The following is a 21,516-nucleotide window of genomic DNA, read 5'->3' as shown; positions in this document are numbered from 1 at the left end:
ATCAGGACGGCGTTTGCGCCAGCCGTTGCAGTTCAAACAGTGCGTTGCCGTATTCGGCATACATCACCATGCCGGTGGCAACCGTCTTTTCAAAATACTCCCTGGCTTTGCGCCGGTCCTGTTTCAGCAGATAGTATTGGCCGATATTAAAATACGCTTCGCATAAGGACAGCAGGCGCTCGTCGCCCTGCATTGTGTCGGCCGCCGCCAGCACCTGTTCCGGCGTCGAGATGCCGGTGAACAGCCCATAGGCGGGACGCGGCCAGGCGCCGCTGGCGTCGGCGTTCAATTCCTGCCTGAGCGCGTCCGGCAAGGCTAGCCCGGCAGGTCCCAGCGTCCACAGATACCACAGCCTGGCATACGGCTGTGCCTCCATGTTTACCGCCGAGATGGTCAGCGGTTCCAGCTCGTCGAGCGCGCGCCGGTATTGGCCCATCTGGTAATAAGTCTGGCCGCGTTGGTAGGCGACTTCGTAGGCATCGTAGCCCAGCAGCCGCGCCTGTTCCAGCTGCTCGATGGCGGCCTGGAACTGTCCGCGCCGGACCTGGATCGATGCCAGCGTCATATGGTAGACAGCCGTCGATGGTTGCAGCGCCAGCGCCTGCGTCAGGTCGGCCCATGCCAGTTCGGCTTGCTGCAGATCCGCATGGGCCGAGCCGCGCAACCAGTAGGCCTGGGCCAGCTCCTGCTTGTCTTCCTGCTTGCGTGCGATGGTCGCGCTGTGCTCGGCGATGTCTTTTTCCAGGCTGCTGCGCATGCGCTGGCCCGGAGTATTGGCCGCCGTGCCCGGTTTGTTGCTGTTGATCCACATTTCCGGGACACTGAAGGAGCCGCCCATCATCTGGCTGATGTGTTGCAGTTGCGCGAGGAATTTGTCGAGCTCGCGTACCGGCACCGAATCGGCCCGGAAAGAGAGTTCCAGCGTGATCCGCGCCACATTCCCGCGAAATTGCTGGGACTGTTTGTAGGTGAAGAAATCGCCGTTGTAGCGCGTGGTGGTGGGGTCGAGCAAGCCGTTGACGTTGTCAGGCAGGTTGATCTGAAAGGTATAGTTCAGTGTCTTGTCGGTGCCCGGCAAGACAAATGGGACGCCGCGTGCGGACTCGTCCTTGATACGCGTCGCTTGAATGAAATTCACCGGCATGAATGCGAAGATCCAGCCTTTGCCCAAGGCGCTCGCGGCGTGTTCGATCATGTAGCGGTCGACCATCGTGATGTGCGCGCCGGGCCGGTAGTCGGCCAGTTCCGCGACCCCAAGGCGTTGCGCGCCCGGATAGCGCGCCTGGGTCATGGCCTGGTCCGCCTGCGCATAGCCGGCCATGCGCGTCGCTGCGCCTTCCTGCACTTTGTCCGCCAGCAGGCCATCGTAGCTGGTGCGTTTTTCAAGCAGTACCGGCTGGTCGAACGCCCTGACGGTCATGATTTCCTTCAAGTCATACGCGGCGGGTGGTTTTTGCGCGGCGGCAGGCAGGCAAAATGCCAGGCACAAGCCTGCCAGTACGCTCAAGAGGGATCGTTGCATCGGTAATTCCTGATAATGACAAAGGTCGGCGACGGGACGCCGTGCCAGCTGCTTATGCTGTCCCGGTCGCCACGGGCCGCGCCGGATCGGCGCACCATTCGCTCCACGAGCCCGGATACAGGGCCGCGCCAGGCAAACCTGCCACTTCCAGTGCCAGCAGGTTGTGGCAAGCCGTCACGCCGGAACCGCACTGCAGGATGGCTGCCTGCGGCGAGGCGACCAAGGCACTGAAGTCCTGCCTGAGTTCTTCCGCGCTTTTAAAACGGCCGTCTGGCAGCAGGTTGTCCTTGAAGAAACGGTTTTTCGCGCCGGGGATATGGCCACCCACGGGGTCGATGGTTTCGTTTTCGCCGCGATAACGGTCGGGCGCGCGCGCGTCGATCACCGTCAACGCCTGGGTTTCCAGGTTGGCAACGACGTCCTGCACGCTGGCCGTGCGCGTCAGGCTGGCTTTTTCCACCAGGTTGCCGGCAGGGCGGGGCGCCACCGGTGTGACCAGCGGCAAGCCTTGCGCCTGCCAGCCGGCCAGGCCGCCGTCGAGCACGGCCACGGCTGGATGGCCGACCCAGCGCAGCAGCCACCACAAACGGGCGGCGAACATGCCGCCTTGCCCGTCATAGGCGACCACTTGCGTATCGTCATTGATGCCCCAGCCGCGCAGGGTGGCCAGCAGGGCGTTGCGGTCGGGCAGCGGATGGCGTCCGGTAAAGTCCGCGCCGCGCGCCGTCTTGGGGCCGGACAGGGCCGTGTCGATATCGGCGAACTGGGCGTTCTGGATGTGGCCGGCGGCAAACGCATCGCTGCCGGCCGTCGGGTTGAGCAAGTCGTGGCGGCAATCGAGGATGACCCAGTTGCTGTCATTCAGGTGGCTGGACAAATCATTGCTGTTGATCAAGGTCGTATACAAGGTCATGACTCCTTACACTTCGCTGGCGATGGGATCCGTGCGCGCGATCGCTGCGCCACGGGCCGTGTTGCGGGTATTGTAATAGGTTGCCGCGATGCCGGAAGCGAGAATGATGCCGATGCCGGCCCAGCCATGCCAGTCGAACAGGTCGCCAAAGATCACCACGCCCCAGAAGCTGGAAAAGACGATGCCCGTGTATTGCAGGTTTGCCACCACGAGGGTCTTGCCCAGGCGATAGGCGCGCGTCATGGCCATCTGCGCCATGGTGGCGCACAGGCCGATGGCGGCCAGCAAGCCGATGCCGTAGCCGCTCGTGTGCGCGTGCCAGACGACGGGGCCGCCGCCGGCGCTGGCCACGTGGCCGATCACGCCAGCGAGGAAATTGACGACCGAGAAATAAAACACGACCCGGTATTCGGGTTCGCCCAGCAGGCCCAGCTTGCGCACCTGCAGGTAGGCGAGGGCCGACAGCATGCCGGAAATCAAGGCCGTGATGGCGCCAGCCGCCTGGTCCGTCTCGAACACGGGCTGCAGCAGCAGGGTCACGCCGACAAAGCTCATGGCAATGGCCGCCACCAGCGGCCACTCGACTTGCTTCGTCGCTTTCCACCAGCCGCCGGCCAGCAGGATCACGGCGATCCAGATGGGCGCCATATAGTTCAGGGTCATGGCGGTGGCCAGCGGCAGGATGGCGATGGCATAAAACCACAGCCACAGGGCGATCACGCCCACCACGCCACGCCACAGATGCTGGCCCGGCATCGTGGTTTTAAAGCTGCCACCCTGATAGAGGATGGTGCAGCTCATGACGGTCATGCCGATGATGCCGCGGTACATGACGATTTCGGACGTCGAATACATATCCGACGCCAGCTTGACGCACACGCCCATGATGGCGAACATGAAACTTGCAAACAGCATCCAAAGAGATTGCATCTGATTCCTGAAAAACGCGGGGATAAAAAAAGGCCGCACGAGGCGGCCCTTGAGGGACTACAGTTCGATATTGTTGCGGTACCACTCGTGGAAATGCTGCATGCCATCTTCCATCGGCGACTGGTAAGGGCCCACTTCGCTGACGCCGCGCGCCATCAGGGCCTTGCGGCCCGCGTCCATGCGTTGGGCGATTTCATCGTCCTCGACACAGGTTTCCATGTAGGCAGCCCGTTCCGCTTCGACGAAGTCGCGCTCGAACAACACAATTTCTTCCGGGTAATAAAACTCCACCACGTTGCGCGTCTTTTGCGGGCCGTCGGGCCACAGGGTCGAGACGACCAGCACGTGCGGATACCATTCGACCATGATGTTCGGATACAGGGTCAGCCAGATGGCGCCATACGGCGGCGCTTCGCCGCCGCGGAATTGCAGCACCTGCTCCTGCCATTTCTTGTAGGCAGGCGAGCCGGCTTGCTGCAAGCCGCGGTGCACGCCCACCGTTTGCACGCTGTAATCCTTGCCGAATTCCCAGCGCAGGTCGTCGCAGCTGACGAAGCTGCCCAGGCCCGGGTGGAACGGTTCCACGTGATAGTCTTCCAGATAGACTTCGATGAAGGTCTTCCAGTTGTAGTCGCACTCGTGGATTTCCACGTGGTCGAACATATAGCCGGAAAAATCGAGGTCTTTCGAGACGGACAAATCTTTCAATTTTTCCATCACGTTGTAGCCATTTTGCTCGAACAGCAAGCCGTTCCAGCTTTGCAGCGGCGTTTTCGACAGGTTCAGGCAGGGCGTCTCGGGGAAATGCGGCGCGCCGATCAATTCACCCTTGAGATCGTAGGTCCAGCGGTGCAGCGGGCAGACGATATGATTCGCATTGCCGCGGCCATTGAACATCAGCGCCTGCCGGTGACGGCACACGTTGGACAGCACTTCGATGCCATTGGCGTTGCGCACGAGCATGCGCCCTTCGTTCTCAGACGCCAGGGTCGCAAAATCGCCGGTTTCCGGCACCATCAGCTCATGCCCGACATAGCGCGGGCCGGCTTGGAACAATTGCTGCATTTCACGCTGCAACAGCGTTTCGTCAAAATAGACGTGGACCGGAAGTTGCGCGTTTGAACGCGCCAGCTTGGCGTGAGTAGCCAGATCGGACATCCCAACCCCCCATAAATGTACAACGGTCAGCAGTGCCCCAGGCCATTCCCTGGGCAACCGCTACAGAGAGAAAGAATCCGCAAAGACCTGAATTCAAATTTGTTGAAACGGTATTTCGGACAGAACCGGCGATTATAGCGCGGATCGGCCTCGGCATTATCAAACTCCCCCGCGATATAGCCTATTAATGAGAAACATTGTCATTTGGCGCGCAATTTTCGGCAGAGAGGGGGGATTCGGCTAAAATTCACTGACAAGCTGGCAACGCTATTGACTTTGAGCGCGTCGATTGCGCTTTAGTTTTCACTTAATAGTGTGGTTTGTTCTAAAATAACGCTTCTATGCTGGCCGGGAATCCCCGGCGTCTCCCTACAAGCCCCTCGTGCCACGAAGAGATCTGAGTCTATGTCGAAGAAATTAACTGCCGCTGCCGCAGCGCCGGCCTCGTTTGAAGAGGCAATGGCGGAACTGGCGCAGCTGGTAACGCAAATGGAAGCGGGCCAGTTGCCGCTGGAAGCATCGGTCGCGGCGTATCAGCGCGGCTCGGAACTGGTCAAGTATTGCGCAAGCCAGCTCGACAGCGTTGAAGCGCAGGTGAAAGTACTCGAAGGCGACATGTTGAAACCGTTCGTGGATGCCGGCGAGGCCGCCCAATGATGGCCAGCATGCAACAAGATGGCGTGACCTTCGGCGACTGGATGCAAGCCACCCAGTCCGGCGTGGAAGCCCGGCTCGACCAGTTCCTGCCGGCGGCCGATACCGTGCCGCACAAGCTGCACGCTGCCATGCGCTATGCGCTGCTGGGCGGCGGCAAGCGCGTGCGCCCGCTGCTGGTGATGGCGGCTGGCGAACTGTTTGATGCCGATCAGGATACCCTCGCCCGTGCTGCTTGCGCGCTGGAAATGATTCACGTGTATTCGCTCGTGCATGACGACATGCCGTGCATGGATGACGATGCCTTGCGCCGTGGCAAGCCCACCGTGCACATCGCCTACGATGAAGCGACGGCCCTGCTGGTCGGCGACGCGCTGCAATCGCAAGCGTTCATGCTGCTGGCCGATGGCGCTGCCATTCCTCCTGCGCGGCAAATGGCGATGATCAAGCTGCTGGCGCACGCCTCCGGTTCGGCCGGCATGTGCGGCGGCCAGGCGATCGACCTCGACAGCGTCGGCCTGGCCTTGACCTTGCCGCAGCTGGAACAGATGCATCAACTGAAAACGGGCGCCTTGCTGCGCGCGGCCGTGATTCTCGGCGCGCTGGCCGGCAAGGACTTGACGGCGGACGAGATGACGGCGCTGAACGCGTATGCGCGCGCCGTCGGACTGGCGTTCCAGGTGGTCGACGATGTGCTCGACGCAACGGCCGATTCGGCCACCCTGGGCAAGACGGCAGGCAAGGATGCGGCCGCCAACAAGCCCACTTACGTATCGATACTGGGGCTGGAACCATCGCGAGCCCTGGCAGAACAATTGCGGTGCGACGCCCATGCGGCGCTGGCGCCATTCGGGGACAAGGCACGCCGTTTGCGCGAGCTGGCGGACCTGGTCGTGCAGCGGAAGGCATAAATGAAACTGTTAGAAACCATCAATGAACCAGCGCAAGTGCGCAAGCTGGCCCGCTCGCAACTGGTGCCGCTGGCCCAGGAACTGCGCAGCTTCCTGCTCGACTCCGTTTCCAAGACGGGTGGCCACTTGTCGTCCAACCTGGGCACGGTCGAGCTGACTGTCGCGCTGCATTACGTGTTCAACACGCCGCACGACCGCATCGTGTGGGACGTGGGCCACCAGACCTATTCGCACAAGATCCTCACGGGCCGCCGCGAGCGCATGCATACCCTGCGCCAGAAGGATGGCATTTCCGGCTTCCCGAAGCGCGACGAAAGCGAATACGACACCTTCGGCACGGCGCACTCGTCGACGTCGATTTCGGCCGCGCTGGGCATGGCGCAGGCCGCCAAGATCAAGGGTGACCCGCTGCATGCGATCGCCGTGATCGGCGACGGCTCGATGACGGCCGGCATGGCTTTCGAGGCGATGAACAATGCGGGCGTGCAGGAAGACGTCAACTTGCTGGTGATCCTGAACGACAACGACATGTCGATCTCGCCGCCCGTGGGCGCCCTGAACCGCCACCTGGCGCGCCTGATGTCGGGCCAGTTCTACGCGGCAGCGAAAAATGTCGGCAAGTCCGTCTTGCCCGGCCCCGTGCTGGAACTGGCGAAGCGCTTTGAAGAGCACGCCAAAGGCATGGTCGTGCCCGCCACCATGTTCGAAGAGTTCGGTTTTAACTATATCGGTCCCATCGACGGCCACGACCTCGATTCGCTGATCCCGACCTTGCAAAATATCAAGCAATTGAAGGGCCCGCAATTCCTGCACGTGGTCACCAAGAAGGGGCAAGGCTACAAGCTGGCCGAGGCGGAGCCGATCCTGTATCACGGCACGCCGAAGTTCAATCCGCTGGAAGGCATCAAGCCGGCCACGGCGCCGGGCAAGATGACGTACACGGAAGTGTTCGGCAACTGGCTGTGCGACATGGCCGCCCACGACAAGCGCCTGGTGGGCATCACGCCGGCCATGCGCGAAGGTTCGGGCATGGTCAAGTTCGAACAGCAATATCCGAACCGTTACTTTGACGTCGGCATTGCCGAGCAGCATTCCGTGACGTTTGGCGCGGGCCTGGCCTGCGAAGGCCTCAAACCCGTCGTGGCCATCTATTCGACCTTCCTGCAGCGCGCCTACGACCAGCTGATCCACGACGTGGCCCTGCAAAACCTGGACGTGACGTTCGCGCTGGACCGCGCCGGCCTGGTGGGCGCCGATGGCGCCACACACGCGGGCAATTACGACATGGCGTTCCTGCGCTGCATCCCGAACATGGTCATCATGGCCGCGTCCGACGAAAACGAATGCCGGCAAATGCTGACGACGGGCTATCATTATCCTGGCCCGGCCGCGATCCGCTATCCGCGCGGCGCCGGCGCTGGCGTGGCCATCGTGCCGGAACTGACGAGCATTGAAATCGGCAAGGGCGAGATCAAGCGCCAGGGCAAGCGCATCGCCATCCTGGCCTTCGGTTCCATGGTGGCGCCTAGCGTGGCGGCGGGCGAGAAGCTCGACGCGACGGTGGTGAACATGCGCTTCGTCAAGCCGCTCGACGTGGCACTGGTGAAACAGCTGGCCGCCGAGCACGATTACCTGGTGACGGTGGAAGAGGGCTGCATCATGGGCGGCGCTGGCTCGGCCGTGGCCGAGGCGCTGGCAGCGGAAGGCATCGTCAAGCCGATCCTGATGCTGGGCTTGCCCGACACCTTCATCGACCATGGCGACCCCGTGCAGCTGCTGAAAAGCGTGGGCCTGGATGCCACCGGCATCGCCGCGTCGATCGAGCAGCGCTTTGGCGGCACGCAGCCGCCGCGCCTGGCAGCTGTCAGCTAAGCTGGCTTGCATACGGAAAAGCGACATCGCGGTGTCGCTTTTTTTTCGTCTGCTGTCATTTACGTTGCACTGCAACATTTTTCGCCGGGGAATGCTACGATGACGCTTTGATACCTTTCAAAGTCGATATTGCATTTCAGGAAACTTCACCGCCGTTCGCGCGCGCTGGCCAGCCGCTGGCTGACGGGCATGCACGCCTATACCGATACCCTGGCGCAGCGCCGCCCCCTGTGGATGGTCAGCCTGGCCATCGACGAAACGAACCTGTCCGAAGGCTTGCGGGCCGCCTGCGCCTCGAGCGCCATGCTGCTGCTGGGCCTGCTGTTCGACCACCCCGATTTTTCCTGGGCCGCCATCGGCGCCTTCTGGACTTGCCTGGCCGACGCGGCGGGCACGCGGCGCATGCGCTTCGTCTCGATGGTGGGCTTCGGCTTGCTGTCGACCGTGGCCGGCGGCCTGACGGCGCTGGCGGCCGGCCATGGCGTGGCGGCGGCGGCCATCGCCGTGCTGCTGTTTTCCTGGGCCGGCGCGCTGGCGCGCATCTGGGGCGCGGCCACGGCGCAGGTGGCCATCCTGGCCGCCACGGCGTGCGTGGTGATGGTCACGCATCCGCTGGAATCGATGACGCAGACGGCGCCTTTCCTGGGCCTGTACATGTTCGGCTGCCTGTTCGCCACCGTGCTCAGCTTTACCGTCTGGCGCATCCACCCGTTCAGCCCTGCCAGGCGCGCCATTCGCGCCGCGTATTCGCGCCTGGCCGGCATCGCGCGCGACAATGCGCGCTTTCTCGCACATGATGCCGCGCAGGCGGACGCGGCAGCACATGGCGCCAGCTACCGTTCGCAGGCGCGCGCCGCGCTGGAAGCGGCGCGGGTGGCGCTGGCCGCCGTGCCGCCTGCGCGCGCGGGCCGCAGCGCCCTGTACGACAACCTGCTGCTGGCGCTCAGCGACGCCGAGCGCATCTTCGCCTATCTGATCGCCGTCACGCATACGTGCGAGCGCGAGCAGCAGCGCCTGCGCCGGGACCCGCGCGCGCGGCGCAGCCTGGAAGTGATGGCCGTGCTGCTGCGCCGCCTGGGGCAAGCCGTGCAGCGCCAGCCGGAAACGCCGCCGCTGGCCTTGCAGCGCCGCCTGGCCGGCTGCGGACGGCGCCTGGAAGCGGCGCTGGGCGCCTTGCTGCCGCTGCGCCTGAACGTGGACTTCATGGAGCTGGGCTTGCCGCGCGCGGCGCAGCTGCCGTGGCGCGAAGCGGCCTTCCTGGCGCTGGGGCAGGCGTGGCAGACGGCGAAAGTCAACGCCACGCCGCAGTCGCTGAGCTGGCGCCATGCGGCGCGCGTGTCGCTGGCGACGACGGCCGGCTTCCTGCTGGTCGAGGCCTTGCATATACCGTTCGGCTACTGGGCCACCATGGCGACCTTGCTGATATTGCAGCCATCCGTGTCGACCACGTGGCCGCGCGGCATCGAGCGGGTCGCGGGCAGCGTGCTGGGCGCCGTGCTGGCCGTGCTGATCGGCCTGGTCATTTACACGCCGCTCGGTATTTCGCTGGTGGTGTTTCCCCTGATCGTCGCCACCATGGCCTTGCGCCGTGTCAGCTACAGCCTGCACGTGCTGTTCATGACGCCGGCCTTTGTGCTGGTGGCCGATTATGCGGCGCCCGCCAGCGAGATGGTGTATGCGATGAGCCGCCTGGGCAACAATGTGCTGGGCTGCGTGCTGGCCCTGCTGGCCACGTTTTTCCTGTGGCCGGACCGCGAGGCGGACGACCTGGACCAGCGCCTGGCGAAAGCCGTGTCGGCCAACCTGAAATACCTGCTGGCCGTGCTGGCGGCGGGTGGACGCTGGGATAGCGCCATCGCGCGCCTGCGCCGCGAGGCGGGACTGGCCAGCAATAACGCGGAACAGGTCTTGCAGCGCTTGCGCATCGAGCGCCGCCTGGACCGCAGTAGCGGCGTGGGTCTGGCGGCGCTGCGCACCCTGCCGCTGCTGCGCCGCGTGGCGGGCAGCACGGCGCGCATCAGTCTGAGTCCCCAGGCCGAGCCTGCGCCGCCCGAATTGCAACAGTGGATTGCCGCCGTCAGCGGGGAAATCGATGCCTTGCTGCGTGGTGAAGCCGATGCCGGCGCGCCTGCTCCGTGCATTGCCGAGGGATTGACGGCTCTGCAGGCCGATGCCGTGGCCCAGGTGCAGCTGCTGCGCGGCTTGCTGCGCGAGCATGTGCAGGCGCTGGCTGGCGGCGCGCGGTGACGCCATCGTGCTGACGCGTTTTTTCGGCGTCGTGTAGCCGCTCGGCCGGCTGCGCCCGCAACCGGCCTTTACTGATTGCGGCGCCAATATTGTATAGACGTTTGGCGCCTTCCAATCTCTCCAAATTCCACATTTCATGGGCTGTCCCGATATATTTTCCAAACTGGAAATTTATCGAAAGGAAACGTTGACTCTAAAATAAGTGCGGTCTATATTCGATTTTGTAGCAAGCAAAGATGAAATTTCTTACGACTGGTCTGACGCGATTGCCTGGTGCAATAGCTCACATGGAGAGTAGTAAATGAAAAAGATTGCCGCATTTATTTTTACCGTGGGATTGAGTGCTTCCTATGCCATTGCTTCGGATATCGGCTGCTCCAGCTGCGAAGAGGAATTGCGGGAATGCACGATGATGAATGGCGACAGATCCCCCTTTTGCATAGGCAGTTACAAAGCCTGCCTGAAAGTCTGCCAAATCGGCGCCTGATATCCATGTTGCATTGCGAGGCGGCCGGCAAGCGCACGCTGCGCCGGCCGCCCTCGATCATTGACGCCTCTGACAATACTTATGATGCAGAAAAAAATTAAAACCATCGCCATGTATGGCTTGATCCTGGCCGCCGGCCTGGGCAGCGGGTATGGCCTGTCCTTGTTGCCCGGTTTGCTCAAGCCGAATTACACCGAGGGTAACTACGCCGCATATTTCCCGAATGCCCAGGCGAAGGTGGTGCTGTACGGTACGGATTGGTGCGGCTATTGCGCCAAGACGCGCGCGTATTTCAAGGAAAACAAGATCGAATTCGTCGATCTCGATATCGAGAAATCACCGGAAGCGAGAAAAGCCCATGAAGAACTCGGCGGCGGCGGCGTACCCGTGGTCTTGATCGGCAACCGCAAGATCCAGGGTTTCAATACTGGCGCGCTGGAAGCGGCGCTGAAGAAAATCTGACGTTTCAACTTGTCAACTTGAAAGGCTCACCATGTTCAAAAAGATTGCCGCTTTCCTGTTTTCCGCCGGCGCTGCGCTGTCCTTCAGTGTCCATGCCGGTGGCCCTGACTGCACCTTTGTCTGCGAACGCAACCTGCTCGATTGCGTGGAATTCGGCCAGCCGGCCTGCATGGAAAATTATCAGGCTTGCCAGAAGGAATGCCTGCGCCCGCCGCATAACTGACGCGCGGAGGCACTTATGGATGACGCGTAAGGGACGGCGCGCCATGGATGTTGCTCATCGTCTGATATTTCCACAAAGGAGTACCAATGTTTAAAAAACTGGGTTTCTTTTTGTTTGCCATGGGCGTGAGCGCCTCGTATGCCATCGCTGGCGGCGGCGAGCCGGAATGCTACGCGCAGTGTGAGGACGATCTGGCGCAGTGCATGACGGATCATCCGAGGGCGCCAGGCGCTTGCTTCAAGATTCACCAGATGTGCAATAAGAGCTGCGATCCATACTTGCCGTAAATAATGATTGCCGGTCTGCGTCTGCCAGTCTCCTGGCCAGGCCGGCCGAATCAACTCATCCGTCCTGCAGTCTCTCATTTCCAAAAAGGAGTGTGTATGTTCAAAAAGCTGGGTTTCTTTTTGTTTGCCATGGGCGTCAGCGCCTCGTATGCGATGGCCAGTAGTACCGCCGACATTTCCGAATGCCAGTCCGAGTGCTATATGGCGCTCGATGCCTGTGTCATGGAGTTCAGTGTTCCTTCATGCGTCCGCGCCAATAAAGTGTGTCTTCAGGCCTGCGGCTGAGTAACACCCTGCCAGCTGGTAAAGCACGGCGATGCGGTTTGACAGGCATCGCCGTTTTTTATGTCATCCCCGCGTGCGGTCATGCCGCCACAGCACGTCGCTGCCGCCGGCAAAGCGGTTGAGTACGCGCGACAGCACGAACAGCAGGTCCGACAGACGGTTTACGTATTGGCGCGGATGTTCGTGGAGGGGTTCCGCATTGGCCAGCGCGACGATGCTGCGTTCGGCGCGGCGGCACACGGTGCGGCACACATGCGCCAGCGAAGCGGCGCGCGAGCCGGCCGGCAGGATGAATTCACTCAAGGCCGGCAAGTCCGCGTTGTATTTCGCCAGCAGGTCGTCGAGGCGCAGCACATGCTCTTCCTTGATCAACTGGTAGCCGGGGATGCAGATTTCGCCGCCCAGGTCGAACAGGTCGTGCTGGATGGCCACCAGTTCGTCGCGCAAGGCGTCGGGCATGGCTTCGCACAGCAGCAGTCCCAGGTTCGAATTGAGTTCGTCCACGTCGCCCATGGCGTGGATGCGGGCGCTGTCCTTGCTGGTGCGGCTGCCGTCGCCCAGGCCAGTGCTGCCATTGTCGCCCGTGCGCGTGGCGATTTTCGAAAGTCGGTTGCCCATGATGTCGATCCTGTAAAGAAGAATGGGGGCAGCATACGACACCGCGCGCCGCCTGGCCCCGGATTTGCGGGCAAATCGGACAAAAAATGCGGCGCGCGCCACTTTTGTGCTTACAATCGTTGCACGCCCATGCCCATTTGCCCTCCATCTTATGCTCAATGCTGCCCCTGAATCCGGATTGACCGCCGCGCGCCAGCAAGCCGTCGTCGCGGCCCTGCTGGCCGTGCTGCCGGCACGCTGCGTGCTGTCGGACGCGGAAGATACGCGCCCGTATGAATGCGATGGCCTGGCCGCCTACCGCCAGCTGCCGATGGTGGTCACCTTGCCAGACACGGAAGAACAGGTCATCGCCATCCTCGGCGTCTGCCGCGCGTTGAAGGTGCCGATCGTGCCGCGCGGCGCCGGCACGGGCTTGTCGGGCGGCGCCTTGCCGATCGCCGATGGCGTGGTGCTGTCGACGGCGCGTTTGAACCGCATCGTGCGCGTCGATGCGTATGCGCGCACGGCCGTGGTGCAGCCGGGCGTGCGCAACCTGGCCATTTCCGAAGCGGCGGCGCCCCACGCGCTGTATTACGCGCCCGATCCTTCTTCGCAGATCGCCTGCAGCATCGGCGGCAACGTAGCGGAAAACTCGGGCGGCGTGCATTGCCTCAAGTACGGCTTGACCGTGCACAATGTGCTGCGCGTACGCATCGTCACCATCGATGGCGACGTGCTGGAACTGGGCGGCGAATGCCTGGACGCTCCGGGCCTCGACCTGCTGGCCGTCTTCATCGGCTCCGAAGGCATGCTGGGCATCGTCACGGAAGTGACCGTGAAACTGATACCGAAACCGGCCACGGCCAGGGTCATCATGGCATCGTTCGACGACGTCGTCACGGGCGGCAATGCGGTTGCCAACGTGATCGCGGCCGGCATTATCCCGGCCGGGCTGGAAATGATGGACCGGACTTCTTCGCGTATGGTCGAACCATTCGTCAAGGCCGGCTACGACATCGACGCGGCCGCCATTTTGCTGTGCGAAGCGGACGGCACGCACGAGGAAGTGGAAGAGGAAATCGCCCGCATGACGGCCGTGCTGGAAGGGGCGGGCGCCAGCGCCATCGCCGTCTCGCAGTCGGAAGCGGAGCGCATGAAATTCTGGTCCGGCCGCAAGAACGCCTTTCCCGCCGCCGGGCGCATCTCGCCCGACTACTATTGCATGGACGGCACCATCCCGCGCAAGCGCCTGGCGGAAGTGCTGACGGGTATCGCCGGCATGGAAGCGACGCATGGCTTGCGCTGCGCGAACGTGTTCCACGCGGGCGACGGCAATCTGCATCCCCTGATCCTGTTCGACGCCAACATGCCCGGCGAATTCGAGCGCGCCGAAGCGTTTGGCGCGGACATCCTGGCCCTGTGCGTGGCCGTGGGCGGCACCATCACGGGCGAACATGGCGTGGGCATGGAAAAGATCAATTCCATGTGCGTGCAGTTTACGCGCGCCGAACTCGATGCCTTCTTTGCCGTCAAGCGCGCCTTCGATCCCCATACCTTGCTGAACCCGGACAAGGCGATTCCCACCTTGAACCGCTGCGCCGAATTCGGCAAGATGCATGTGACGGCGGGGCGGCTGCCGTTCGCCAACCTGCCCCGTTTTTAATTTTCCGGAGACTCCTTTGCAAGCGATAGCGGAACAATTCAGGCAGCGGATCCTGGCGGCCAGCGCGGCGGGCAGTCCCTTGCGCCTGCGCGGCGGCGGCACGAAAGACTGGTATGGCCAGCAGTTCGATGGCGAGGTGCTCGATACGCGCGCGTATGCGGGCATCATCGACTATGAACCGACGGAGCTGGTGATCACGGCCCGCTGCGGCACGCCGCTGGCGGAAATCGAGGCGGCGCTGGCTGCGCGCAACCAGATGCTGGCATTCGAGCCGCCGCATTTCGGCCAGGACGCCACGGTGGGCGGCGTCGTCGCCAGCGCCTTGTCCGGCCCGCGCCGGGCCAGCGCAGGAGCCTTGCGTGACTTTGTGCTGGGCGCCGTGCTGATGGATGGCCATGGCGAGCGCCTGGCGTTTGGCGGGCAAGTCATGAAGAACGTGGCCGGCTACGATGTCTCGCGTCTGCTGGCGGGGTCCCTGGGCACCCTGGGCCTGATCCTGGAAGTATCGCTGAAAGTGCTGCCCTTGCCGCTGCGCGAAGCGACGTTTCGCGTGGCCTGTGCGGAAATCGCCGCCTTGCGCATGCTCAATGAATGGGCTGGCAAGCCGCTGCCGATATCGGCCAGCTGCTGGCATGACGGCGTGTTGACGGTGCGCCTGTCCGGCGCCGAGGCGGCCGTGTCGGCGGCCCTGCAAGCCTTGAAAGGCGAGCTGCTGGCAGCCGATGACGCGGCCGCCTTCTGGCTGTCCGTGCGCGAGCAAACGCACGATTTCTTTACTGGCGCGGGCAGCCTGTGGCGCTTGTCGTTGCCGCCGCACGCCAGCGCCATGATTCTAAAGGGGCGCCAGCTGATCGAGTGGGGCGGGGCGCAGCGCTGGCTGAAGCTCGATGGCGGCGCCGATGCCGATGGCGCCCGGCACATCCGCCAGGCCGTGGCGGCCGCCGGCGGCCACGCCACCTTGTTCCGCGGCGGCGACAAGGCCGTGGGCGTGTTCCACCCGCTGGCGCCGGCCGTGGCCACCATCCACCAGCGCCTGCGGCAGGCTTTCGACCCGGCCGGCATCTTCAACCCGCACAGAATGTATTGAGCGCGCATGCAAACCAATCTCGCCGATTTCATCAAGAATACGCCGGCAGGCGACGAAGCCGAAGCCATCCTGCGCGCCTGCGTGCATTGCGGCTTTTGCACGGCCACCTGTCCCACCTACCAGCTGCTGGGCGACGAACTCGATGGCCCGCGCGGGCGCATCTATCTGATCAAGCAAGTGCTCGAAGGCGCGCCCGTCACCGCCAAGACGCAGACGCACCTGGACCGCTGCCTGACCTGCCGCAACTGCGAGTCCACCTGTCCGTCCGGGGTGCAGTACGGTCGCCTGGTCGACATCGGGCGCAGCGTCGTCGAGCAGCGCGTGCAGCGGCCCTTGCGCGAACGGGCCTTGCGCTTCGCCCTGAAGGAAGCCTTGCCGCGCCGCTGGCTGTTTACGCCCGTGTACAAGGCGGGGCAGGCGCTGCGGCCGCTGCTGTCGAAAAGCTTGCAGGATAAATTGCGACCCGGCGTCGCCGCTGGCGCATGGCCGGCGCGCCAGCACGCGCGCACCATGCTGCTGCTCGACGGCTGCGTGCAGCCGGCCATGTCGCCGAACATCAACGCGGCCACGGCGCGCGTGCTCGACGCGCTTGGCGTGCAGCTGATCGTCGCGCCGAAGGCGGGCTGCTGCGGCGCGCTGCGCCATCACCTGAACGACCAGGAGGCGGCGCTGGACGACATGCGCCGCAATATCGACGCCTGGTGGCCCTATGTAGACTGCGTGGACAGCGCGGAAGCCATCGTCATGACGGCGTCCGGCTGCGGCGCCACGGTGAAGGAATATGGCCACCTGCTGGCGCACGACGCCCGCTATGCGGAGAAGGCGCGGCGCATCGCCGCACTGACGCGCGATTTGTCCGAGATCATGCCGGCCTTTGAAGCGGAGCTGGTGGCGCTGCTGAAAGGACGCATCGGGAAACGCGTGGCGTACCACCCGCCATGCACCCTGCAGCATGGCCAGCAGGTGCGCGGCAAGGTGGAGCAGGTCTTGCGCGCCGTCGGCGTCGACGTGCGCCTGTGCGCCGACAGCCATCTGTGCTGCGGTTCGGCGGGTACGTATTCGATCTTGCAGCCGGCACTGTCGCAGCAGCTGCGCGACAACAAGGTGGCGAACCTGGAAGCGTGCGAGCCGGAGATGATCGTGTCGGCGAATATCGGTTGCCTGAGCCACCTGCAGTCGGGCACGGAGACCCCCGTGCGGCACTGGATCGAATTGATCGACTCCGCCTTGACCCCGGTCAAATAGGCACTTCGTTGTATTGCGCGATGCGCCATTGCGGCGCAGGGATGAAATTGTTGGCCCACTCCAGCACGGCGTCGGCCGGCATGGGGCGGGCGATGCCGTAGCCTTGCGCCAGGTCGCAGCCCAGCTGGATCAGGCGCGCGCCATGCTCGACGCTTTCCACGCCTTCGGCGATCACCGTCAAGCTGAAGGAACGGGCCAGGCCGATGACGGCGCGCACCAGGTGCAGGTCGTCGCGGTCGTTGAGCATGTTGCGCACGAAGCTCTGGTCGATCTTGACGATATTCGCCGGCAGGCGTTTCAGATACGACATCGACGAGTAGCCGGTGCCGAAATCGTCGAGCGCGAACGTGATGCCCAGCGCCTGGCAGGCGCGGATGATGCGGCGCACGTCTTCGATGTCGTGCAGGGCCGACGATTCGAGGATTTCCAGTTCCAGCATGCTGGCGCGTACGCCGGGAAATTCGCCGAGGATGGTTTCCAGGCGCGAGACGAAGTCAGGTTGCTGGAAGTGGCGCGCCGCGATATTCACGCTGACCACCCAGTGCTTGCCGCAAGCGACCCAGCGCTGCATCTGCCACAGGGCCTGGCGCAGCACCCATTCGCCGATGTCGATGATCAGATCCGTCTGTTCCACCAGCGGCAGGAATTGCGCGGGCGCCAGCACGCCGCGGCGCGGATGCTGCCAGCGCAGCAGCGCTTCCATGCCCACCACCGTGCCGGCCCGCATATTCACCTTGGGCTGGTAGTACAGCCGCAGTTCGCCATTGATCAGGGCCTGGCGCACTTCCGTGCGCTGGTTGTGGTGGGTGCGCACTTCCTCATCGAGATTGGTATCGAAGAAGTGATACTGGTTGCGCCCCGTCAGCTTGGCCTGGTAGACGGCGTGGTCGGCGTGGCGCAGCAGGCTTTCCGTATTCAGGTCCTTGCCCGCGTAGACGGCGATGCCGACGCTGGCCGTCATGTGCAGCGCCTGCTGGTCGCAATGATAGGGGCGGCTCAGTTCCTGCATCAATTGGGTGATGTTCTGTTCGATGCTGGCGATGCTGGCCTGGCCGCACAGCAGCAGGACGAATTCATCGCCGCCCAGGCGCGCCGCGTAATGGATCTGGCCCGTAAAGGCGTGCAGGCGGCCGGCCACCTGCTTGAGGATTTCATCGCCCGCTTCTGCGCCGTAGCGGTCGTTGATGGCCTGGAAATGGTCGAGGTCGAACAGGCAGACGGCCAGCAGGCGCTGGCGTTCGCGCGCCAGGAACAGTTCCTGCTCGAAGCGGGCGGCCAGCGCGGCACGGTTGGGGAGACCCGTCAGCACGTCATTGTAGTTTTGCCAGGACAGCTTTTGCAGCGCCTGCTGCATGTGCACGGTTTCGTTCAGCTGTTCGCCCAGCTGGCGCTGGCTGGTTTTCAGCGAGGTCAGCAGTTCTTCGATATCGCCGGCCATGCCGTTGAACGACTGCGACACGGCTTGCGCCTCGGGCGTGGCGCCAGCCGCCAGGCGCACGGCGAAGTTGCCATCGCGAAAGCGGTCCGTCGCTTGCACGAGCCGCGCCAGCAGCTTGCGGTGCGACGCCAGGATCAAGCCCAGCAGGAGGAAGACGAGGACGATATTGATGGTGCTGAGCACGGCCTGCTCGCGCACCCTTTGCCACACCTGGGCCAGGGGCCGGCCGGGCGTGTAGTGCAGGTCGAGGATGCCGTCGCCGCCGTCCGGCAGCGCCACCGTCAGGCGGCTGCGGATGGCCGCCATGCCTGCCAGGCGCGCAAACCACGCCGGCACGCCGTCGGCCAGCGTATCGCTCAGCTTGTTGTCAGCCAGCACTTCGACATGCGCGCCAGCCGTATCCCAGCGCACGGAGGCGAGGCTGCGGTTCAGTGGCAGGGCGCTGCGCAGCGCTTGCTGCACGCTGTCGTGCATCGCATGCCGGTCCGTATGCACGGCCAGCGGCAGCACGCTATTGGCCAGGAACAGGTCGAGTTGCCGGGCGTCGCTCTGGTAGCGCGCATTGGCCAGCGCCGTTTCCGTACCCAGCAGGGCGTGATAGCGAACAGCGGAAACGGCGAGTATCAGGAAGGTAATAGGGATGAAGAGGCGGGAATAACTACCCATCCGCATCCATGAAGATAATATTTTCCCAAAGACTGGCATCGTTTTATGATCGATATCTGCGAATAATTATGTAAACATTATCACCGATATTTGCTATTTGAAACACAATATTGATATCAGGCATGAAATAAATGCAGTTTTATAGATTTCGCATGATTGTTGTCTTAAATCAAAGTATTGCATTTTTCACTCCTGTAGCAATTGCCGTATGTCGGCTGCCAGACTGGCCGGTTTGCTGGCCGTCGCATAGCGGCGAAAGACGCTGCCATCCTTGCGCACCAAAAACTTGGTGAAATTCCATTTGATCGACTGCGTGCCCAATATGCCGGGCGCCGCCTGTTTTAATTGCGCAAACAGGGGATGGGTATGCGGGCCATTCACGTCGACCTTGCCAAACAGGGGGAAGCTGACGCCGAAGTTTTTCTCGCAAAAGGCGCCGATCTCCGCATTCGAGCCCGGTTCCTGCTGGCGGAATTGATTACAGGGAAAACCCAGCACGACCAGGCCCTGGTCGTGAAATTCGCGGTACAGCGCTTCGAGCCCCTGGTACTGCGGCGTGAAGCCGCAGGCGCTGGCCGTATTGACGATCAGCAGCACCTTGCCCTTGTATTGCGCCAGGTCGATCGGCGTGCCGTCCAGCGCCTCGGCCTGGAAATCGTGGATGCTGGTCATGTCAGAGGAGTCCCAGTTTGGTGGCGCCCGTTTGCGGGGGCGGTTCCGGCGCCGTTGCGCCCTTGAGTTTGATTGTCAGGCGCAGGTCGTTGACGGAGTCCGCATTGCGCAGCGCGTCTTCATAGCTGATGGCGCCCCCTTCGTGCAGGTCGAACAGGGCCTGGTCGAAGGTTTGCATGCCATGCTCGCGCGATTTTTTCATCAGTTCCTTGATCTCGTGCACCTGGCCCTTGAAGATCAGGTCGCTCATCAGCGGCGAATTGAGCAGGATTTCCAGCGCCGCCTTGCGCCCGCCGCCTTCCTTGCTGGGGATCAAGCGCTGCGAAATCATGCCCTTCAAATTGAGCGACAGGTCCATCAGCAATTGCTGGCGCCGCTCTTCGGGGAAGAAATTGATGATGCGGTCCAGCGCCTGGTTGGCGTTGTTCGCGTGCAAGGTCGCCAGGCACAGATGGCCCGTCTCGGCAAACGCGATGGCGTGGTCCATGGTGTCGCGGTCGCGTATTTCTCCGATCTGTATCACGTCGGGCGCCTGGCGCAGGGTGTTTTTCAGGGCCGTGGCCCAGTCGTCCGTATCGACGCCCACTTCGCGCTGGGTGACGATGCAGTTGCCGTGCGGATGGATGAATTCCACGGGGTCTTCGATGGTGATGATGTGGCCGTGGCTGTGCGCGTTGCGGTGGCCCACCATGGCCGCCAGCGTGGTCGACTTGCCGCAGCCCGTGGCGCCCACCATGATGACGAGGCCCCGCTTGCTCATCACGATGTCTTGCAGGATGGGGGGCAAACCCAGTCCATCGAGCGTGGGGATGGCGGTATTGATCAAGCGCAAGACCATGCCTGCCTGGCCCATCTGCACGAAGGCGGATACGCGGAAACGTCCTAGCCCCTCCGGGCTGATGGCGAAATTGGCTTCGCGGCTGGACGCGAACTCGGCCGCCTGGCGTTCGTTCATGACGGCGCGCACGTAGCCGGCCGATTGCTGCGCGTCGAGCGCGCCTTCCGCCAGCGGCGTCAGCTTGCCGTCGAGCTTGATGGCGGGCGGAAAGCCGGCCGTGATGAACAGGTCCGAGCCGCCTCGTGCGCGCATCTGCGCCAGCAGCGCGTGCATGGCGCCATAGTGTTCGTGCGTCGTCTGCATGGCTTATCCGGGGAAGTTTTCAGGCGCCTTGGCGGCCGAGCGGGCCGTTTCCGCCGAGATCGTGCCGCGCCGCACCAGGTCGGTGAGGCACTGGTCCAGGGTCTGCATGCCCACATTGCTGCCCGTCTGGATGGCCGAATACATTTGCGCCACTTTCGCTTCGCGGATCAGGTTGCGCACGGCCGGCGTGGCCAGCATGATTTCATGCGCGGCCACGCGGCCCGCGCCATCCTTGGTTTTCAGCAAGTTCTGCGAAATGACGGCTTGCAAGGATTCGGACAGCATGGCGCGCACCATTTCCTTTTCCTCGGCGGGGAAGACGTCGATGATGCGGTCGATGGATTTCGCCGCCGACGAGGTATGCAGGGTGCCGAACACGAGGTGGCCCGTCTCGGCCGCCGTCAGCGCCAGTCGGATGGTTTCCAGGTCGCGCAACTCGCCCACCAAAATCACGTCGGGGTCTTCGCGCAGGGCCGAGCGCAGCGCATTGCTGAACGAATGCGTGTGCGAGCCCACTTCGCGCTGGTTGATCAGGCATTTCTTCGGTTCATGCACGAATTCGATCGGGTCTTCGATGGTCAATATATGGTGGTTCAGGCGCTCGTTGACGTGGTTCACCATGGCCGCCAGGGTGGTCGACTTGCCGGAGCCCGTCGGCCCCGTCACCAGCACGAGGCCCCGCGGACGCATGGCCAGTTCGCCGAAGATCCGCGGGGCGTTGAGTTCTTCCAGGGTCAGCACCTTCGACGGAATCGTGCGCAGCACGGCCGAGGCACCGCGTTCCTGGTTGTAGGCGTTGACGCGGAAGCGGGCCAGGCCGGGAATCTCGAACGAGAAATCGCATTCCAGCGCTTCTTCATACGCCTTGCGCTGGCTGTCGTTCATGATGTCGTAGATCATGCTGTGCACTTCCTTGTGCTCGAGCGGCGCCACGTTCAGGCGGCGCACGTCGCCGTTGACCCGTATCATCGGCGGCAGGCCGGAAGACAGGTGCAAGTCGGAAGCCTTGTTGCTGACGGAGAAAGCGAGTAGTTCGGAGATGTCCATTTATAATCC

The 21,516-nt window shown here is 63.1% G+C and carries 21 protein-coding genes; 12 read left to right on the top strand and 9 right to left on the bottom strand.

Translation table 11 applies throughout. The features are described 5' to 3' along the window. Position 1 precedes the first annotated feature (1 nt). The 4 genes from CSQ92_RS24745 to CSQ92_RS24730 are packed head-to-tail and all read right to left on the bottom strand — an operon-like array spanning position 2 to position 4,523. Entirely contained in the window at positions 2-1,522 is a 1,521-nt protein-coding gene (locus CSQ92_RS24745; protein WP_143450427.1) for a hypothetical protein, read from the bottom strand. 52 nt (positions 1,523-1,574) lie between these two features. Then, entirely contained in the window at positions 1,575-2,429 is an 855-nt protein-coding gene (locus CSQ92_RS24740) for a sulfurtransferase (protein ID WP_099395722.1), read from the bottom strand. A 12-nt stretch (positions 2,430-2,441) separates the two neighbouring features. After that, entirely contained in the window at positions 2,442-3,365 is a 924-nt protein-coding gene (locus CSQ92_RS29670; protein WP_035824654.1) for a DMT family transporter, read from the bottom strand. Positions 3,366-3,422: 57 nt separating this feature from the next. Next, a complete protein-coding gene (locus CSQ92_RS24730; protein ID WP_092612841.1) occupies positions 3,423-4,523 on the bottom strand; it encodes an aromatic ring-hydroxylating oxygenase subunit alpha in 1,101 nt (366 codons plus the stop codon). A 405-nt stretch (positions 4,524-4,928) separates the two neighbouring features. Between CSQ92_RS24730 and CSQ92_RS24725 the strand changes: the two genes are divergently transcribed. The 9 genes from CSQ92_RS24725 to CSQ92_RS24685 all read left to right on the top strand — a co-directional run bounded on the left by CSQ92_RS24725 (position 4,929) and on the right by CSQ92_RS24685 (position 11,951). Next, positions 4,929-5,180 (top strand): exodeoxyribonuclease VII small subunit, encoded by a 252-nt coding sequence (locus CSQ92_RS24725; protein WP_034784821.1) that lies wholly within the window; start codon positions 4,929-4,931, stop codon positions 5,178-5,180. 8 nt (positions 5,181-5,188) lie between these two features. Continuing rightward, the gene (locus CSQ92_RS24720; RefSeq protein ID WP_099395721.1) at positions 5,189-6,088 is read left to right on the top strand and encodes a polyprenyl synthetase family protein; all 900 of its coding nucleotides are present in this window, start codon (positions 5,189-5,191) and stop codon (positions 6,086-6,088) included. Continuing rightward, positions 6,089-7,960: a 1-deoxy-D-xylulose-5-phosphate synthase gene (gene dxs, locus CSQ92_RS24715; RefSeq protein WP_099395665.1), complete on the top strand. Its 1,872-nt coding sequence runs from the start codon at positions 6,089-6,091 to the stop codon at positions 7,958-7,960. It abuts the gene before it with no gap. Between the two features lie 189 nt (positions 7,961-8,149). Next, a complete protein-coding gene (locus CSQ92_RS24710; RefSeq protein WP_099395720.1) occupies positions 8,150-10,207 on the top strand; it encodes an FUSC family protein in 2,058 nt (685 codons plus the stop codon). A gap of 301 nt (positions 10,208-10,508) precedes the next feature. Further along, positions 10,509-10,694: a hypothetical protein gene (locus CSQ92_RS24705; RefSeq protein WP_034784824.1), complete on the top strand. Its 186-nt coding sequence runs from the start codon at positions 10,509-10,511 to the stop codon at positions 10,692-10,694. Between the two features lie 81 nt (positions 10,695-10,775). Further along, on the top strand, positions 10,776-11,156 hold the full coding sequence (locus CSQ92_RS24700; RefSeq protein ID WP_034784825.1) for a glutaredoxin family protein: 381 nt from the start codon (positions 10,776-10,778) through the stop codon (positions 11,154-11,156). A gap of 31 nt (positions 11,157-11,187) precedes the next feature. Continuing rightward, positions 11,188-11,379: a hypothetical protein gene (locus CSQ92_RS24695; RefSeq protein WP_034784826.1), complete on the top strand. Its 192-nt coding sequence runs from the start codon at positions 11,188-11,190 to the stop codon at positions 11,377-11,379. Positions 11,380-11,465: 86 nt separating this feature from the next. Continuing rightward, positions 11,466-11,666: a hypothetical protein gene (locus tag CSQ92_RS24690; RefSeq protein WP_070258768.1), complete on the top strand. Its 201-nt coding sequence runs from the start codon at positions 11,466-11,468 to the stop codon at positions 11,664-11,666. 96 nt (positions 11,667-11,762) lie between these two features. Beyond that, positions 11,763-11,951 (top strand): hypothetical protein, encoded by a 189-nt coding sequence (locus CSQ92_RS24685; RefSeq protein WP_034749095.1) that lies wholly within the window; start codon positions 11,763-11,765, stop codon positions 11,949-11,951. A gap of 63 nt (positions 11,952-12,014) precedes the next feature. On the opposite strand, the gene CSQ92_RS24680 is transcribed toward CSQ92_RS24685, so the two are convergent. After that, a complete protein-coding gene (locus CSQ92_RS24680; RefSeq protein ID WP_034784827.1) occupies positions 12,015-12,569 on the bottom strand; it encodes a cob(I)yrinic acid a,c-diamide adenosyltransferase in 555 nt (184 codons plus the stop codon). Between the two features lie 151 nt (positions 12,570-12,720). On the opposite strand from CSQ92_RS24680, the gene CSQ92_RS24675 reads away from it, so the two are divergent. Genes CSQ92_RS24675 through glcF form a run of 3 tightly spaced genes read left to right on the top strand, consistent with a single transcriptional unit; the run spans position 12,721 to position 16,543 of the window. Continuing rightward, positions 12,721-14,211 carry an FAD-linked oxidase C-terminal domain-containing protein gene (locus CSQ92_RS24675; RefSeq protein ID WP_092612847.1) on the top strand — a complete coding sequence of 497 codons (1,491 nt, stop codon included), beginning with the start codon at positions 12,721-12,723 and terminating at the stop codon, positions 14,209-14,211. Between the two features lie 16 nt (positions 14,212-14,227). Beyond that, the gene (gene glcE / locus CSQ92_RS24670; protein WP_099395664.1) at positions 14,228-15,298 is read left to right on the top strand and encodes a glycolate oxidase subunit GlcE; all 1,071 of its coding nucleotides are present in this window, start codon (positions 14,228-14,230) and stop codon (positions 15,296-15,298) included. Between the two features lie 6 nt (positions 15,299-15,304). Further along, on the top strand, positions 15,305-16,543 hold the full coding sequence (gene glcF, locus CSQ92_RS24665) for a glycolate oxidase subunit GlcF (protein ID WP_099395663.1): 1,239 nt from the start codon (positions 15,305-15,307) through the stop codon (positions 16,541-16,543). On the opposite strand, the gene CSQ92_RS24660 is transcribed toward glcF, so the two are convergent. From CSQ92_RS24660 to CSQ92_RS24645, 4 genes are all read right to left on the bottom strand, one after another. Further along, positions 16,536-18,647 (bottom strand): putative bifunctional diguanylate cyclase/phosphodiesterase, encoded by a 2,112-nt coding sequence (locus tag CSQ92_RS24660; RefSeq protein ID WP_099395662.1) that lies wholly within the window; start codon positions 18,645-18,647, stop codon positions 16,536-16,538. The genes glcF and CSQ92_RS24660 overlap by 8 nt on opposite strands. 186 nt (positions 18,648-18,833) lie before the next feature. Beyond that, complete coding sequence (locus tag CSQ92_RS24655; RefSeq protein ID WP_099395661.1) at positions 18,834-19,319, bottom strand: glutathione peroxidase; 486 nt, start codon at positions 19,317-19,319, stop codon at positions 18,834-18,836. A 1-nt stretch (position 19,320) separates the two neighbouring features. Then, positions 19,321-20,460, bottom strand: a complete 1,140-nt coding sequence (locus tag CSQ92_RS24650) for a PilT/PilU family type 4a pilus ATPase (protein ID WP_180277108.1) — start codon at positions 20,458-20,460, stop codon at positions 19,321-19,323. A gap of 3 nt (positions 20,461-20,463) precedes the next feature. Beyond that, positions 20,464-21,507 (bottom strand): type IV pilus twitching motility protein PilT, encoded by a 1,044-nt coding sequence (locus tag CSQ92_RS24645; RefSeq protein ID WP_070258779.1) that lies wholly within the window; start codon positions 21,505-21,507, stop codon positions 20,464-20,466. Positions 21,508-21,516 lie beyond the last annotated feature (9 nt).

The sequence above is a fragment of the Janthinobacterium sp. BJB446 genome, assembly GCF_002735655.1.
Taxonomy (GTDB): Bacteria; Pseudomonadota; Gammaproteobacteria; order Burkholderiales; family Burkholderiaceae_D; genus Janthinobacterium; species Janthinobacterium lividum.
Note: the sequence above shows the minus strand (reverse complement) of the source record. Positions and strands in the feature narration are given on the sequence as shown.